Origin of the sequence: Nocardioides sp. LML1-1-1.1 (assembly GCF_040676175.1) — a bacterium.
Lineage (GTDB): Bacteria > Actinomycetota > Actinomycetes > Propionibacteriales > Nocardioidaceae > Nocardioides.
In genome coordinates, this window is sequence record NZ_JBEGHK010000004.1 from 212,588 (window position 1) to 228,519 (window position 15,932).

A 15,932-nucleotide genomic window follows, 5' to 3' on the forward strand; every position below is an offset into this window, starting at 1 on the left:
TGTTCGGGTGGTGTCGGGGCGGGCAGCAGCGACCCACCCGGCACCTTCCGAGGAGAGGGCTCAGGCGGGCACTGGCGAGAGCGTCGGTGGACCGCGCACCGGCGTGATCGCGGCGCGGGGACGGCGCCGCGGCAGGACGCGGCGCACGAGGACCCGCACCCGGGCGGGGCGGGGAAGCGGCGCGAGGCCGAGGTCGGACCAGGCCAGCAGCACCTGGCTCGCGCGGCGCCGCAGCGCCCACATCACCCCGGTGACGACGCCCGCCACCGCGTGCGCGAGGAGCATCGCGGGGCTCAGCCCGAACAGGCCCCCGGCGTCGGCGCTGTGGCCCGCGTGCATCCCCGGGGTCAGCGCGACCAGCCATGCGTGACCGAGCACCTGTGCGGCGAGGAGCAGCGGCAGGACCACCCGGATCCCGGCCCGGCGGCGCAGCACGGGCCGGCCGGCGGCGTACGCCAGGGCGGCGAAGGCCGCCAGCCACAGCGGCTGCGGCACCTCTCCCCCGGCCGCGACGTGGGCCAGGACGAGGGCGGTCACGCTCTCGATGCTGCCGAGGGTCGCCGGCACGGCCACGCTGCTGCGTGGGGCTCGGCGGACGGTCAGCACGGGCACCATCTTGCCCGAGCCTCCCTCACTCCTCCGCAGCGGGCGGGACGACCTCGACGTCGGTCAACCGCCGCCCGTCCACCGCCAGCACCCGCAGCAGGGCGCCGTCGAGCGCCACCTCGTCGCCCACCTCGGCGACCCGGCCCAGCCGTGCCAGGACGTAGCCCGCGACCGTCTCGTAGTCGCCGTCGGGCAGCACGATGCCGGTCTCCTCGGCGAAGTCCTCGATCGTCAGGCCGGCGTTGAGCACGACCGCGCCCGTCAGCCCGGAGCCGGTGTGCGCGACGGCGGGCTCGACGTCGTGCTCGTCGCGGATGTCGCCGACGATCTCCTCGACGAGGTCCTCCAGGGTCACGATCCCGTCGGTGCCGCCGAACTCGTCGACGACCACGGCGAGGTGGACACCCTCCTCGCGCATCGCCACGATCGTGGGCAGCACCAGGTTCGTGCCCGGCAGGTGCGGCACCTCGCGTCGTACGTCGGCCACGCTCCGCGCCGCCTCGTTCGGGACGAGCAGGTCGCGCACGTGGACGAAGCCGATCACGTCGTCGAAGCTCTCGCCGATCACCGGGTAGCGGGAGTACGGCTGGTCCGCGACCCACGCCGCCGCCTCGGTCAGCGGCAACGACCCACGCACGAAGGTGACGTCCGCGCGCGGCCGCATCACCTCCTTGAGGTTGCTGCGCGTCGCGGAGAACACGTCGCCCAGGATCCGGCGCTCCTCGTCGGCCAGGCCCTCGTGGCTGGTGACGATGTCGCGCAGCTCCTCGGTCGACACCTCCTCCGAGGTGGCGTCCGGGTCACCCCCGAGCAGCCGGACGATCGCGTTCGTCGACTTCGAGAGCAGCCAGATCACCGGCCGCATCAACGTCGCGAACCGATCGAGCACCGGCCCCGTCGTCATCGCCACGCCCGCCGCGCGCTGCAGTGCCAGCCGCTTGGGCACCAGCTCGCCCAGCACCAGCGAGAGGTAGGCGATGAGCAGGGTCATCACGATCAAGGCCGCGGTGTCGGCCGCGTCGTCGCTCAGGCCGAGGTCGACGAGGTAGGGCGCCACGTCCGGCGCCAGGGTCGAGCCGCCGTACGCCGCCGAGAGGAAGCCCGCCACGGTGACGCCGATCTGCACCGCGGACAGGAAGCGGTTGGGGTCGCGCGCGATGGCGGCCACCCGCTCACCGCGCCCCCCGCGCCGCGCGAGCTGGTTGACCTGGGTCTCCCGCAGGGAGACCAGGGCCAGCTCGGTCGCGGCGAAGACGCCGCCGACGAGCACGAAGACCAGCACCAGGCCGAGGTTGAGGAAGGTCTGCGAGTCGATCACGCCCGTCCACCCTCCTGTGCGCGCGGGGCGCGGGCAGGTGGACGGAAGGGACTTCGGGGGTCATCCATGGGCACGATCCTAGAGATCGGCCCAACGCCGCCGCTTGTAACTACGTGTTCATGCCTCTACCAGGGTGGTAGACCACCCTGGTAGATGCCACAACACCCGGGTAGAGGTCTGAACACGTAGTTACATGTTCGCCGCGTATGACCACACCCGACAGCGCGCTCCGGCAGCGGCCGAGGCTCACGCCCGGACCAGCACCCGCTTCTGCGGCGCGAGCCGGGAGGCCGGCGAGGTGAGCGTGCGCAGGTGGATGTTCTGCAGCAGGCCGACGGCGAGCATGCCGGCGAACATCGACGAGCCGCCGTACGACACGAACGGCAGCGGTACGCCGGTCACCGGCATGATCCCCAGGCACATCCCGATGTTCTGGAAGGCCTGGAAGCCGAACCAGCAGGCGATCCCGGCGGCCGCCATCCGGCCGAAGACGTCGTCGGTGCGGGTCGCGATGAGCAGGGCCCGCCACAGGATCACGCCGAGCAGGGCGACGATGACGGCGGCGCCGACCAGGCCGAGCTCCTCGCCGGCGACGGTGAAGACGAAGTCGGTGTGCTGCTCGGGCACGAAGCCGGACTGGGTCTGCGAGCCGTCGAAGAGGCCCTGCCCGAACATCCCGCCGTTGCCGACCGCGATCCGGGCCTGCTCGACGTTGTAGCCGGCGCCCTTCGGGTCGAGCTCGGGGTTGGTGAAGGCCAGGAAGCGGTCGACCTGGTACTCCTTCAGGAAGCCGCTCACCACCGCGAACACCGCGACCGCGACGCCACCACCCGCGAGGGCGCCGAGCCAGCGGCGGTCAGCGCCGGAGGCCGCGATCACGCCGAAGACCGTGGCCGTCAGCACCAGCATCGTGCCGAGGTCGGGCTGGGCCAGGATGAGCACGGCGGGGATGCCGGCGACGACGAGCATGAGGACCACGTCCGTCGTACCGACCCGGTCACGCCAGCGGCCCTCGCTGCGCTCGGCGACGACCAGCGCCATGCCGACGACGACCGCGAGCTTGGCCAGCTCCGCGGGCTGCAGCGACATCCCGCCGATGATCAGCCAGGAGCGGGAGCCGTTGATGGTGGAGCCCATGACCAGCACCAGCAGCAGGCCGACGACAGCCACCAGGTAGGCGATCGGCGCCAGGATCCGCACCCACCGGTGGTCGGTGAGAACGACGAGCGCCATCAGCCCGAGGCCGATCACGACATTGACGCCCTGCTTGACGAAGAAGGCGCGCGAGTCGCCGCCGGTGAGGTCGTCGCGCTCCAGGGTCGCCGACCAGATCAGGACGCACCCGATCAGCGACAGCAGTACGACGGCCCCGAGCAGGATGCGGTCGACGTCGCCCCACAGCGGGAAGGCGACCCGGCGCGAGGCGGTCGTGCGGGTCGGCCGGGACGTGGCCCGCGAGACCTGGATGCGGTTGCTCATCGGTCCTCCTCCCGGGCCGGCGGCAGGATCGAGCCGTCGGCGTCGAAGATCGGCAGCGAGGCCGGCGGGGTGACGCCGGGGATGGTGGCCTTGCCCTCGCGCACGTCCTCGCCCTGCACGCCGTAGAGCGCCTCCCAGATCTTGCGCACGCCGTCACCGTTGGAGCCGGAGCCGGTGCCGCCCTGGGTCATCATCATCACCACGACGTAGTCCTTGGTGTAGGACGCCACCCAGCCCGTCGACTGCTTGCCGTAGACCTCCGCGGAGCCGGTCTTGGCGCGGATCTTGACCTTGTCGAGCGGGAAGCCGCCGAGCTTCCACGACATCGTGCCGCGGGTGGCGACACCCTGCAGCGCGTCGTCGAGGTAGCGCAGCACGGACTTCGGGATCTTGAGGTCGCGCTCCTTCTTCGGCGCGATCTCGCGGATGGTCTTGCCGTCGGGCGAGACGATCGCCTTGCCCACCCGCGGCTCCCACAGCGTGCCGCCGTTGGAGATCGCGGCGTAGGCACGGGCGAGCTGCAGCGGGGTGACGATGGTGTCGCCCTGCCCGATCGCGAAGTTCGCGGCGTCGGTGATCTTGTACTTCCAGCCCTCGATGCAGAACTCACGGGCGAACTTGTAGACGAAGTCCGAGGTCTTCTTCGTCTGCGGCTTGTCGGCGATGCCGCAGTAGTAGGACTTCATCGAGTCGTAGTAGGACTTCTTCCACTTGCGGTCGGCCACCCGGCCGGACGCCTCGCCCGGCAGGTCGACGCCGCTGCGCTCGCCGAAGCCGAACTTCTCGGCCTGGGACACCAGAGGGTCCTTGGCGTTCACGTCGTCGGGGTCGGAGCCGTACTTCTGCCAGAACTTCATGCCGACCTGGAAGAAGAAGGTGTTGCAGGAGACCTCGAGGGCGCGGGCGAAGCTGATCGGCCCGTACGCCGCCGACTCGTGGTTGTGGAAGGCGCGGTTGCCGATCTGCACCGCCGAGGAGCAGTTGAGCGTGGTGTCGGGCGAGAACCCGTGGGTCAGCGCGCCGACCGTCATCACCGGCTTCCACGTCGAGCCGGGCGCGAACTGGCCCTGGAAGGCCCGGGAGAGCAACGGCGTGCCCGCGGCCTCGGAGTAGAGCCGGCTGAGCTGCTTGTCGGTGATGCCGCCCACCCACACCGAGGGGTCGTACGTCGGCTGGCTGGCCATCGCGATGATCCGGCCGGTCTTGGCGTCCAGCACCACGGCGGCGCCGGAGTCCGCCTCGAACTTGCGCTTGGTCACCGGGTCGGTGGTGGCCCGCTGGGTCTGGATCATCTTGTGCAGCTGCTGCTCCACGACGCTCTGCACCTTCGCGTCGATCGAGGTGACGAGGGTGTCGCCGGGCTGGGCGTCGAGGTCGGAGACGTCCTCACGGACCCGGCCCTTGGAGTCGACCGCGACCTGCTGGTAGCCGGGTTGGCCGCGCAGGTACTCGTCGTACTCCTTCTCGACGCCGGCGCGGCCCACGACCGAGGCACCGTTGACGGAGCTGTCGCCGTCGTCCTCGGCGTCCTCCAGCTCCTCCTTGGTGATCGGGCTGAGGTAGCCGAGCACGTGCGCGGCGTTGATGCCGTAGGGCGAGGGGTACTGGCGCAGGCTCTGGCGGTCCACCACGACGCCCGGGTAGTCCTCGGGCTGCTCCAGGATCCGCAGCGCGGCGGTCTCCTTGACGTCCTTGGCGACCGGGACGGGCTGGTACGGCGAGCCGTTCCAGCACTGTCCCGCGACGGCGCCGTCGTCGCCGCACAGCAGCAGCTTGCCCTCGATGGTGGCGACCTTCATGCCGATCGCGCGGCTGGTGCGCTGGAGCAGCTCGGCGCGGTCGGCCTCCGACATCCGGCCGATCAGGGTGCGGTCGAGGGAGACGACCCAGGTGAGCCGGTTGGAGACCAGCGGCCGGCCCATCGCGTCGACGACCAGCCCGCGCTGGGGCTGCACGACGATCTCGCGCACCGACTGGGAGGCGGCCTGGCCCTGGTACTCCTCGCCGGAGACGACCTGGAGGTAGTAGAGCCGGGCCCCGAGCGTCGCGAGCAGCGAGAAGACGAGCGTCTGGATGACGACCAGGCGCAGCCGGCTGCGGTGCGAGGCGGCCGTCACGTCTGCGCCCAGACGCCCTGCGGGGCGCGGTCGCGGCCCAGCCGCCGGAACAGCCAGTACGTCGCCGGCACCACCAGCAGCGCCGCGACGGTGTCGAGGACGAGCGCCACCAGGGCCACCTGGAGCAGGTCGCCCACCGAGGCCGAGGAGTCACCCAGGAACAGCCCGCTCAGCGCGAAGACCGAGGTGCCCAGGAAGGACCCTCCCGCGGAGGCGGCCAGGACCAGCGAGAGCGGCGGGCGCCGGGCACCGTCGAGTTCCATCCGGCCCACGTCGGAGGTGTGGTCGTGGGCGAGCCGGCCGACGACGTACCCGACGACCATGAGCGCGAGCGCCCACCGCCCGGCGACGTGGTCGGCCGGCGGGGCGAGGTCGATGAGCAGGCCGCCGAAGAAGCCGGCGAGCGTGCCGTAGCGGGTGTCGGTGGCGAGCGCCGTGGCGACGACGACCAGCAGCACGACGTCCGGTACGACGCCGAGCCCGCCCACCTTCCAGGCGAACGGCGGCAGCACGGTCACCTGCACGAGCAGGGCGGCGAGCAGGGCGAGGGCGACGGCGACGAGCCGGCCGGTGGAGGTGGTCCTCATCGCGGCAGGCTCCCGTCGGGCTCGATGGCGGCATGGCTGGTGCCGGAGGGCACCACGATGCCGACCAGGTCCAGGGCGGTGAAGTCGACCGCCGGCTCGATCACCGCGCGGTAGGAGGTCTCACGCAGGGACTCGAAGACCTTGGCGACCTTGCCGATCGGGACGCCCGAGACGTAGGGCGCGCCGCCCTTGCTGCCCCAGGTGACGATCTCCTGGCCGACCTTGGGCACCACGTTGCGGTCGGCGAGCTCCATCTCCAGCCGGTCGTCGGTGCCGAGCGTGCCCTGGCCGCGCACGAAGCCGAGCTCCATGTTGTCGCCGATCCGGCCGCCCACGTTGGAGGTGTCGTCGACCAGCAGCAGCACGGTGGCGGTGTGGCTGGTGACCGCGGTGACCCGGCCGACCAGGCCCTCGGCGGCGACGACCGTCATGTCCGGGTGCAGCCCGGCGTCGGTGCCGGCGTCGATGGTGACGGTGCTGGAGAAGTTCTGCGCGGGACCGATCGCGATCACCCGGGCCGGCACCAGGGCGTAGCCGGAGTCACGCGACAGCGAGCGCAGCCCCTGGAGCTCACGGAGCCGGTTGTCGTCGTACCCGGCCTTGTCGGCCCGGGCGCGCAGCTGGGCGTTCTCGGCCTCGAGGTCCTCGACCTGGCTGCGCAGGTCGTCGTTGGTGCGGAAGACGCCGGGCAGGCCGGAGACCGGCCGGACGACGGTCGCCACCCCGGCCTGGACCGGGCCGACGACCTCGCCGACGGCGTGCCGCACGTTCGCGACCGGCGAGTCGTCGCCGCCGGCCTTGTCGAGGACCATCAAGGTGGCGCAGGCCAGCAGCAGCGCGACGACCAGCGAGCGCGAGGGGCGTCCGCGGTCGTCGTTCGGGTCGCGTTGCGGCGCCGGGCGGCGGAGGGGTCCGCTGCTCGACGTGGAGCGGATCGGGCGGGTGTCGATGGCCATGACGTCCTCAGAACCGCCGCGGGTTGGTGACGAGGACCTGCTGGAGCGCCTCGAACTCCTCGACGCACCGGCCTGCGCCCATCGCGACGGAGACCAGCGGGTCCTCGGCGACGTGCACCGGCATGCCGGTCTCGTGGCGGATCCGCTCGTCGAGGCCGCGCAGCAGCGCTCCCCCGCCGGTGAGCACGATGCCGCGGTCCATGATGTCGCCGGCCAGCTCGGGCGGGGTCTGGTCGAGGGTCACCCGGACCGCGTCGACGATGGCGTGCAGCGGCTCCTCCAGCGCGTGGCGTACGTCGGCGCTGCTCACCTGCACCGTGCGCGGCAGGCCGGTGACCATGTCGCGGCCGCGGACCTCGCCCTCGGGCTCGCCGGGGCGCGGGAAGGCCGAGCCCAGGGTGATCTTGACGTCCTCGGCGGTGCGCTCGCCGAGCATCACGCCGTGCTCCTTCTTCATCCACGCGATGATCGCGGCGTCCAGGTCGTCGCCGGCGGTGCGGATGGAGAGCGAGGTGACGATGCCGCCGAGGGAGATCACGGCCACCTCGGTGGTGCCGCCGCCCACGTCGACGATCATGTTGCCGGTGGCCTCGTGGACCGGCAGCCCGGCACCGATGGCGGCGGCCATGGGCTCCTCCACGACGTACACCCGCCGGGCGCCGGCCTGGTAGCCCGCCTCCTTGACCGCGCGCTGCTCGACCGGCGTGATCGAGCTCGGCACGCAGATGACCATGCGGGGCTTGGCGAAGTAGCGCCGACGGTGCACGCGGGCGATGAAGTGCCGCAGCATCTGCTCGGTCGCCTCGAAGTCGGCGATCACCCCGTCGCGCAGCGGGCGCAGGGCGGTGATGTTGTCGGGGGTGCGTCCCAGCATCTGCTTGGCCTGGTGCCCCACGGCGATGACCTCGCCGGTGCTGTCGTTGAGCGCCACGACACTCGGCTCGTCCAGCAGCACGCCGCGACGGCGGACGTAGACGAGGGTGTTGGCGGTGCCGAGATCGACGGCCATGTCCCGGCCGATGATGGAGTTCGCCCTCACGCTTCCTCGCAAGACGTCGCCGGGCTCGGCCGAGGTCGGCCAAGCCCTCGTGCGCGTCTGGGGAAGCCGCCGTCCGTCCGTGGTGCCGTACGTGCGCCGGGGGCGACGGCCGGGCGCACGGACCGACTGTCTCCGCTTGCGAGGGTAGGCACCGGGGCGCGGTCTGCCGGGGAGCCACGCCGGTACGGCGTGGCGCGGGCTCAGCGCTTGGAGAGCAGCAGGCTCTCGCTCCGGGGCCCGGCCGGGTCGGTGACGAGGCAGATCAGCAGTCGGTCGCTGTACTCCCACTCCTCGGCCGTGGGTGCCACCCAGACGACCCCCAGCCCGGACCTGCGCAGCGGGAGCCCGACGAACCGCTCGAACGCCTTGCCCTGGCACAACGCCTTGCCACGGCGCTCCAGGACCTTCTCGCCCGGGAACTCGGCGTCCTCGACCCACTCCCGCTCGTAGGCCTCCCAGTCGTGGGGCTCGTCGCAGGGGACGACGCGGGTCAGCTGCTCCTCGTCGCTCCCGCCCGACAGGGCGAGGCAGTCGTCGTCGAACCCCATCTCCATCAGGCTGGCGACGACCGTGCGGTCCCCGTTGACGCGCCGCAGCGCGTCGTGCGCCGCGGCGGAGGGGCCGGGGTCCCCGACGCCGTCGAAGACCACCGCGGCGTAGGCCACGAGCGCCAGGACGCCGACCGTCACGGCGTTGACCGCGAGGGCCGCGATCGCCAAGCCGTGGTTGTTGTCCTCGCCCGTCCGCCGGCGGTGGGCGAGGACCCGCAGCGCGAGGACCGTCGAGACGATGTTGCCGACGAGCAGGCAGCCCACCAGCGCCAGGCCCAGGGCCCAGCCCGCCGTGGCCGAGCCGACCGGCGGCGGCCGGTGGCCACCGACCGGCGGACCGGCGTTCACGCCGACACCCCGATCGCAGCGCGCAGCGGGTCGCCGCCCGCGTCGCCGGCCAGGCACACGAACTCGTCGCCGTCCTCGGCCACCCACGGCTCACCGACCAGGAGCACGCCCACCGAGTAGCGCCCGGTCGCCATCTCGTCGCGATAGCCCTCCGACATCACCTGGTAGCACAGCTCGGCTGCCGAGTCCTGGAAGAACAACGACGCCTGGACGCCGTCGAGGCGACCGCGGAAGACGACCTCGGCGTCGTGCGGCTCGGTGCACGGACGGCCCGCGACCCGCGACTCGTAGTCCTGGTCGTCGAGCAGCTGGACGTCGACGCAGTCGCCGGTCGCCACGCCGTCGAGCGGGTCGCTGAGCCGCAGCAGCGGTCCGCGCAGCAGCAGGCCGCCGGCCAGCAGGCTCACGACGAGCAGTCCCCCGACGATCGCGAGCACCGCGCACCAGCGGCCGCGGCGCCGGCCCCCGGTCGTGGCGCGGATGCCGAGGATGCCGAGCACGACCGACACCGGCGCGGCGACGACGGTGCCGAGCAGCACCAGCGCGGTCACCGACCTGCCGTCGTAGGGCGGACGGGGCGGCGGTGGGTACGGGTGCGGGTACGCGTGCGCGCTCGTCGGGAAGTACGGGTTCGTGCTCACGAGGCCCCCCAGCCGCTCGCCGAGTCGAGCGGGCGGGCGGGGTGCCCGGCTGCTCCGCGGGGATCCTAGGCGATTCGGGTCAGGAACGCCGTGACTTTCTTGTCAGGCGAGCCCGGGGAACCAGAGCGCGATCTCGCGCTCCGCCGACTCCGGGGAGTCCGAGCCGTGCACCAGGTTCTCCCGGTTCGACAGCGACAGGTCGCCGCGGATGGTGCCCGGAGCGGCCTTGCGGCCGTCGGTGGCGCCGTTCAGCGCACGGACGACCTCGATCGCCTCGTCACCCTCGAGGACCGCCGCGACGAGCGGGCCGCTGGTCACGAAGTCGCGCAGCGGCGGGTAGAAGTCCCGCTCCACGTGCTCGGCGTAGTGGGCGTCGGCCTGCGCGGCGTCGATGTGGCGCTGCTCCAGGGCGACGATGCCCAGGCCCTTGGCCTCGAAGCGGGCGAGCACGTTGCCGACCAGGCCGCGCCGTACGGCATCGGGCTTGAGGAGGACGAGAGTGCGTTGGGTCACGTGCGTGACCCTAGCGGGCTCAGCCGCGGTCGAGCGAACGGGTGATCACCTTGTTGGCCGAGCGCTGGAAGCCGCGCACGATCGCCTCCAGGGTGAGCCGGCGCAGGGTGCCGATGGTGTTCTCCAGCTGGGCGGCGTCCTCGCGGGAGTGCTGGGAGTGGCTGCGCTCGCGGCGCCAGGGCTCGACGACCTCGTGGTGGAGGACGGAGGTGAGCTCCTCGGCGAGGGCCGACATGTGCTTCTCGATCGCCTCGCCGGCGGCGCGCATGCCGGCGACCGGGATGTCGACCTGGAGCAGCTCGACGGCGACGTCGAAGCCGTGGACCGGCACGAACCGGGTGACGCCGCGCTCGTCGGCGACCCGGCGGAGCAGGCCGAACTCCTCGATCAGCGCGACCTCGTCGTCGGTCAGCCTGCGGCCCGCGTGCTGGTCGAGCTGGCGGCGGGTGAGCTCGACGGGCTCCCCCACCGTCCAGGAGGTGAGCATCGCGCGCTGGACGGCGAGGTCCTCGACCCCGGCGTCGGCGGGCAGGGAGGCGAGGTACTTCTCGATCGCCTGGAGGGTGAAGCCGTGGTCCTGCAGCGCGCGGATCATCTCCAGACGCGCTAGGTGGTTGTCGTCGTACCAGGCCATCCGGCCGCGGCGCGCGGGCGGCGGGAGCAGGCCGAGGCTGGCGTAGTAGCGGGTCGTCCGGACGGTCAGGCCCGCGGCCGCGGCGAGCTCGTCGACGGTGCGCAGCGCGCCTCCCTCGTCGGGCTCTCCGCCGGGCTGGAACCCCGCTGCTGCACTCATGACTGTCACAGTACGACTGTCAAACAATTCCCGCAACGCAGACGCGCAGCGCCCGATCAGGCGCACCTGAGCGGGTTTCGGGATCTTCAACGATCGGGGTTGACGTAGGTCACACGAGCAGGGACAGTTCGGGTGTGACAGTTCTACTGTCATTCTCAGCGAGAATCCCGACGAGCGACCAGGAGCACCATGTCGGCCACCAGCCCGCCGCGCGCCCTCGTCGCGCTCGGCAAGCCGCTGGCCGAGCTGTTCGCGCTGCTCCGCTTCACCCGCCGGGTCCTCGGCGCCGTGCTCAGCACGATCACCGGTCGGCGCTTCCCCCTGGCAGAGACCGTCGTGCAGACCTGGTACGCGATCCGCGTCTGCACGCTGCCCGCCCTCGCGGTCTCGGTGCCCTTCGGCATCATCCTGGCGCTCCAGGTCGGGGTGCTGGCCCAGGAGGTGGGCGCGGTGGCGTTCACCGGCGCGGGCAACACCCTGGCCGTCGTACGGCAGGCCTCGCCGCTGATCACCGCGCTCATGCTGAGCGGGGTGGCGGGCTCGGCGATCTGCGCCGACCTCGGCTCGCGCCGGATCCGCGAGGAGATCGACGCGATGGAGGTGATGGGCCTGTCGGTGATGGAGCGGCTCGTCGTGCCCCGGATGTTCGCGATCGTCGCGGTGGCCGTGCTCCTCAACGGGGTCGTCATGTTCTTCACCATCCTCACCACGCTCTCGATCAGCGTGGTGATCCAGGACCTGCCACCGGGCAGCTACCTCGCCTCGGTCACCACGCTGGCCCAGATCTCCGACCTGTGGCTGTCGCTGGCGAAGGCCGCGATCTTCGCGGTGATCTGCGCGATCGTCGCGTCGTACAAGGGCCTGGGCGCGAGCCGCGGCCCGACCGGCGTCGGCGAGGCGGTCACCAGCGCGGTCGTCACCAACTTCGTGATGCTCTTCGCCGCGAACTTCGTGATCTCGCAGGTCTACAGCACCTTCGCGGGCGGGCCGATCGGATGAGCACCGCACGGGTCGACCCCGTCGAGGTCGTCGACAAGGCCGTGGTCGGCCCGCTGGCCGGCATCGGGCTGCAGCTCGTCCTCGCCTGGCGCGCGATCGCGGCGCTGCCGGTGGCGCTGACCCGCTACCGCGGCGAGATCGCACGGGTGCTCGCCGAGGTCACCCTGGGCTCGGGCATCTTCCTGGTCGGCGGCGGCGTCGTCGGCGTCGTCCTGCTCCTCTCGACGCTGACCGGCACCGAGGTCGGGCTGGAGGGCTACCAGGGACTCGACGTGATCGGGCTGGCCCCGCTCACCGGCTTCATCTCCGGCTACGCCAACACCCGCGAGCTGGCGCCGATGGTGGCCGCGCTCGGGTTCGCGGCGCGGATCGGCTGCGGGTTCACCTCGAGGATCGGCGCGATGCGGATCAGCGAGGAGATCGACGCCCTGGAGGCGATGGCGATCCGGCCCATCCCCTACCTGGTCAGCACCCGCCTGGTCGCGGCCTGGGTCGTGGTGCTGCCGCTCTACCTGATCGGCCTCGTCGGGACGTACGTCGCCACGGACTTCATGGTGACGACCTTCTACAACCAGTCGGCCGGCACCTACGACCACTACTTCCGGACCTTCGTCGCCCCGGTGGACGTCTTCTACTCCGCGATCAAGGTAGTGGTCCTGACCACCGTCGTCACGCTCATCCACTGCTACCACGGCTTCACGGCCAGCGGTGGCCCCGAGGGCGTGGGCCGCGCGACCGGGCGCGCGATCCGGGCCAGCATCATCTCCCTGACCGTCGTCGACATCCTGCTGACGCTGCTGCTGTGGGGCGCGGACCAGCAGGTGCAGATCTCGGGGTAGGCGATGAGCGAGTACCTCTTCCCGCACGCGCGCACCGGCCGCGCCGCGCTCCGCCTGCGCCTGGCCCTGGTCGGCCTGGCGGGCTTCGCCGCGCTCGGGCTGGTGGCGGGCGTGCTCGCGCTGCAGACGCTCGGCGTGCTGAGCGGCGACGTGCGGGTGACCGTGCGGCTCGCCACCGTCGGCGACACCCTCGGCATCAACTCCGACGTGAAGTACAACGGCCTGCGGGTGGGCCGGGTGACCGAGGTCGACCCGGTCGCGCGCCAGGCCGAGACCGGCTGGGACGGACCGACCGCGACCGTGCTGGTCGCGCCCGAGCACGCGGGGCTGATCCCCGCCACCGTCCGGGCCCGGGTGCTGCCCGGCACCCTCTTCGGCAACGAGTACGTCGACCTGGTGGCCTCCTCGACGACCACCCCCGTGGCGGCGACCGCCCGTGCGCACCTGAGCGACGGCGACGTCGTACCGGCGGACACCTCGCGGGCGACCCTGCGCCTGATGGACACCTTCTCCGCGACCCAGCGGCTGCTCGCCGCGGTCGACCCCGCGCAGTGGGACGTCGCGCTCTCCCAGCTCGCCGACTCCCTCGACGGCCGCGGCGCGCGGCTGGCCCAGCTGGTGCGCGACGGTGACGCCTTCCTGGGCCGCTGGGCCACCCTCCACCCCCAGGTACGACGCGACCTGGACCTGCTCGCCCAGGACAGCGACCTGCTGGCCGACGTCGAGCCCGCGCTGGTCGCGGCGCTGCGCGACTCCCGTCCGCTGGCCCGCACGCTGGTGCAGCAGCGGACGGCGACGACCACGCTGCTGCAGGGGGTGAGCCGCCTGCTCGACGGCAAGGACGGCGTGACCACCTTCCTGCGCACCCACGGAGCCGACACCGCGCGGATGCTCAACGCCACGGCCGCCAACCTGGAGGTCTTCGCCCAGCGCTACCCCGCGTTCGCCTCGCTGCTGCGCAAGGTGCCGCAGCTGCTGCGCAACGGCGCGGCCGCGGTCGAGGACGGCAAGATCCAGATGGAGGGCGTGCTGGCGCCCCAGCTCCTCGACCCCTACGACGCGACCGACCCGGCCGACTGCCCGACGTACCGGGGGCTGCGGGGTGCATGTCGATGAGCCGTCAGCTCAGCGAGCTCGCCCGCCACAAGGGCGCGGTGCTCGGCGTCACGCTGTTCACGCTGCTGGCCGTGGTGCTGACCGCGATGGTCGCCGGCACGCTGTCCCGTGCCCAGCGCGGCGACGCGATCACGGTGACCGCGGTGTTCCGCGACGCGACCGGGCTGCGGGCTGGCGACGACGTACGGGTGGCCGGGGTGCGGGTCGGCCGGGTCACCGGCACCCGGGTGGGCACCGGCGAGGAGACCGGGCTCGCGGTCGTCACGATGAGCGTCGGCGCCGACCAGGTGCTCCACGACGACGTCACCGCCACGATCGACTACCTCAACCTGATGGGCCAGCGGTACGTCGCCCTGGGCCGCCCCGACGCGGCCGGCGACACGCAGCGGCTGCGCGACGGCGCCCGGATCCCGCTGGCCCGGACCCGGCCGGCGCTGGACCTGACGGCGATGTTCAACGCGTTCAAGCCGGTCTTCGACCTGCTGCAGCCGGGCGACATCAACCAGCTCGCCACCAACATCGTTCAGGTGCTGCAGGGGCAGGGACCGACGATCCAGCACCTGCTGGAGCAGACCGCACGCCTCACCACCGGCATCACCGACCGCGAGGACACCCTCGCGCGGGTGGTCGACAACGTCACCCTGGTGCTGCGCACGACCGACGCGCACCGCACCGAGATCACCCGCCTGGTGCGGGGCCTGGACTCGCTGACCGCCGGGCTGGCCCGGGACCGCGACCGGATCTCCACCAGCCTCGACGGCATCGCCCGGCTCTCCGCGACGGCGGCCGGCGTGGTGGAGGAGGCTCGCGGACCGCTCGTCGACGTGGCCCGCCTGAGCCGCCCGTGGTTCGCCTACCTCGCGAGCCGCGGCGACCTGCTCGCCCGCACCGGAGCCGCGGTGCCGCAGCAGCTGGAGACCTACCTGCGCACCCTCGGCTACGGCAGCTACCTCAACGTCTACGTCTGCACGCTGGCCGCGGGCTTCGCGGGCGTGCCGACGACCCTCGACCTGGGTGTCACCGGCGACCGGCACTCGAAGAGGTGTCGCTGATGACGCGACTGGGCTGGCCGCTGCGGATCATCGCGGCGTTGGTGGTGCTCGGGCTGGTGCTGCTGGGTGTGCGCGCCCTGAGTGGTGCACCGGAGTACCACGTGCGGCTGCGCCATGCCGCCGGGCTGGAGCCCGGCGACGACGTACGGGTCGCGGGGTTGAAGGTCGGCAAGGTCACGGCCGTCGAGGCCGACCGCGACCAGGTCGACGTGTCCTTCGCGCTCGACCAGGCGCCTGCTGACCTCGGGGTCACCGACGACAGCGCAGTGGAGGTGAAGCTGCTCTCGATCCTCGGCCAGCGCTTCCTCTCGCTCACTCCGGGCAAGGGCGGCGCGCTCGCCGACGGCGGCACGATCGCGGTGGAGCACGCCGTCGACAGCTACACCATCGAGCGGTTCTGGCTGGACTCCACGCCCCAGGTGGAGTCGCTGGACCTGCGGCGCATCCAGCAGGCCGTGGACGTGCTCGCGACCGACCTGAAGGTCACTCCCGACGCGCTGCGCGACGCGGTGGACGGGATCGCCGGCGTCTCCGCGATGGTGACCGGCCGCGAGCAGCAGATCGACGACCTGCTCACCTCCACCCGCGCGGTCACCTCGCTGGTGCTCCAGCAGACCGACGCGCTGGACCGGGTGATGACCAACGGCACCGCGGTGATGCTGATGATCCAGCAGCGCAAGGAGACCCTGCGCGTGCTGCTGCGCGACGCCCACCGCTTCGTGACCGGCCTGAGCGCCGTCGTGCGGCAGAGCGCTCCGCAGCTGGCGCCCGCGCTGCGCGACCTCCGGACCGTGCTGAAGGTGCTCCAGCAGCACCGCAAGGACCTCGACCGCACGATGGCGCTGGCCGGCCCGACGATGCGGGTCTTCACGAACGCCACCGGCGACGGCCCGTGGCTCGGCGTCAACGCGCCGTGGGCGATCGTCCCCGACGACCTCGTCTGCTCGATCACGCCGGAGGACTGCAGGTGAGGCGGCG

16 protein-coding genes are annotated in these 15,932 nt (G+C 72.3%); 5 read left to right on the top strand and 11 right to left on the bottom strand.

All coding sequences use genetic code 11. The features are described from left to right. Positions 1 to 60: 60 nt before the first annotated feature. From MRBLML1_RS16150 to MRBLML1_RS16200, 11 genes are all read right to left on the bottom strand, one after another. Positions 61 to 615, bottom strand: coding sequence for a hypothetical protein (locus MRBLML1_RS16150; protein ID WP_364517741.1), 555 nt, complete (start codon positions 613 to 615; stop codon positions 61 to 63). Positions 616 to 631: 16 nt separating this feature from the next. After that, entirely contained in the window at positions 632 to 1,924 is a 1,293-nt protein-coding gene (locus tag MRBLML1_RS16155) for a hemolysin family protein (RefSeq protein ID WP_364517743.1), read from the bottom strand. A gap of 246 nt (positions 1,925 to 2,170) precedes the next feature. Beyond that, positions 2,171 to 3,403, bottom strand: a complete 1,233-nt coding sequence (gene rodA, locus MRBLML1_RS16160) for a rod shape-determining protein RodA (RefSeq protein WP_364517745.1) — start codon at positions 3,401 to 3,403, stop codon at positions 2,171 to 2,173. Next, positions 3,400 to 5,520 (bottom strand): penicillin-binding protein 2, encoded by a 2,121-nt coding sequence (gene mrdA, locus MRBLML1_RS16165; RefSeq protein WP_364517747.1) that lies wholly within the window; start codon positions 5,518 to 5,520, stop codon positions 3,400 to 3,402. The genes rodA and mrdA overlap by 4 nt, the downstream gene beginning before the upstream one ends. Beyond that, positions 5,517 to 6,107 carry a rod shape-determining protein MreD gene (gene mreD, locus MRBLML1_RS16170; protein ID WP_364517750.1) on the bottom strand — a complete coding sequence of 197 codons (591 nt, stop codon included), beginning with the start codon at positions 6,105 to 6,107 and terminating at the stop codon, positions 5,517 to 5,519. Before mreD ends, mrdA begins: the two co-directional genes overlap by 4 nt. Next, positions 6,104 to 7,063 (bottom strand): rod shape-determining protein MreC, encoded by a 960-nt coding sequence (mreC, locus tag MRBLML1_RS16175; RefSeq protein WP_364517753.1) that lies wholly within the window; start codon positions 7,061 to 7,063, stop codon positions 6,104 to 6,106. The genes mreD and mreC overlap by 4 nt, the downstream gene beginning before the upstream one ends. Before the next feature lie 7 nt (positions 7,064 to 7,070). Further along, positions 7,071 to 8,102: a rod shape-determining protein gene (locus MRBLML1_RS16180; protein ID WP_364517755.1), complete on the bottom strand. Its 1,032-nt coding sequence runs from the start codon at positions 8,100 to 8,102 to the stop codon at positions 7,071 to 7,073. Positions 8,103 to 8,302: 200 nt separating this feature from the next. Continuing rightward, positions 8,303 to 9,001: a septum formation family protein gene (locus tag MRBLML1_RS16185; RefSeq protein ID WP_364517757.1), complete on the bottom strand. Its 699-nt coding sequence runs from the start codon at positions 8,999 to 9,001 to the stop codon at positions 8,303 to 8,305. After that, positions 8,998 to 9,642: a hypothetical protein gene (locus MRBLML1_RS16190; RefSeq protein WP_364517759.1), complete on the bottom strand. Its 645-nt coding sequence runs from the start codon at positions 9,640 to 9,642 to the stop codon at positions 8,998 to 9,000. The genes MRBLML1_RS16185 and MRBLML1_RS16190 overlap by 4 nt, the downstream gene beginning before the upstream one ends. A gap of 102 nt (positions 9,643 to 9,744) precedes the next feature. Continuing rightward, the gene (gene ndk, locus MRBLML1_RS16195; RefSeq protein WP_364517761.1) at positions 9,745 to 10,155 is read right to left on the bottom strand and encodes a nucleoside-diphosphate kinase; all 411 of its coding nucleotides are present in this window, start codon (positions 10,153 to 10,155) and stop codon (positions 9,745 to 9,747) included. Positions 10,156 to 10,174: 19 nt separating this feature from the next. Continuing rightward, positions 10,175 to 10,948, bottom strand: coding sequence for a MerR family transcriptional regulator (locus MRBLML1_RS16200; protein ID WP_364517763.1), 774 nt, complete (start codon positions 10,946 to 10,948; stop codon positions 10,175 to 10,177). Between the two features lie 189 nt (positions 10,949 to 11,137). Here MRBLML1_RS16200 and MRBLML1_RS16205 point away from each other — a divergent pair, with 189 nt between their 5' ends. The 5 genes from MRBLML1_RS16205 to MRBLML1_RS16225 are packed head-to-tail and all read left to right on the top strand — an operon-like array spanning position 11,138 to position 15,925. Then, entirely contained in the window at positions 11,138 to 11,947 is an 810-nt protein-coding gene (locus MRBLML1_RS16205; RefSeq protein ID WP_364517765.1) for an MlaE family ABC transporter permease, read from the top strand. Continuing rightward, positions 11,944 to 12,786, top strand: a complete 843-nt coding sequence (locus MRBLML1_RS16210; protein WP_364517767.1) for an MlaE family ABC transporter permease — start codon at positions 11,944 to 11,946, stop codon at positions 12,784 to 12,786. Before MRBLML1_RS16205 ends, MRBLML1_RS16210 begins: the two co-directional genes overlap by 4 nt. A gap of 3 nt (positions 12,787 to 12,789) precedes the next feature. Continuing rightward, a complete protein-coding gene (locus MRBLML1_RS16215; protein ID WP_364517769.1) occupies positions 12,790 to 13,902 on the top strand; it encodes an MCE family protein in 1,113 nt (370 codons plus the stop codon). After that, a complete protein-coding gene (locus tag MRBLML1_RS16220; RefSeq protein ID WP_364517772.1) occupies positions 13,899 to 14,954 on the top strand; it encodes an MlaD family protein in 1,056 nt (351 codons plus the stop codon). Before MRBLML1_RS16215 ends, MRBLML1_RS16220 begins: the two co-directional genes overlap by 4 nt. Beyond that, positions 14,954 to 15,925 (top strand): MCE family protein, encoded by a 972-nt coding sequence (locus tag MRBLML1_RS16225; protein WP_364517774.1) that lies wholly within the window; start codon positions 14,954 to 14,956, stop codon positions 15,923 to 15,925. The genes MRBLML1_RS16220 and MRBLML1_RS16225 overlap by 1 nt, the downstream gene beginning before the upstream one ends. Positions 15,926 to 15,932 lie beyond the last annotated feature (7 nt).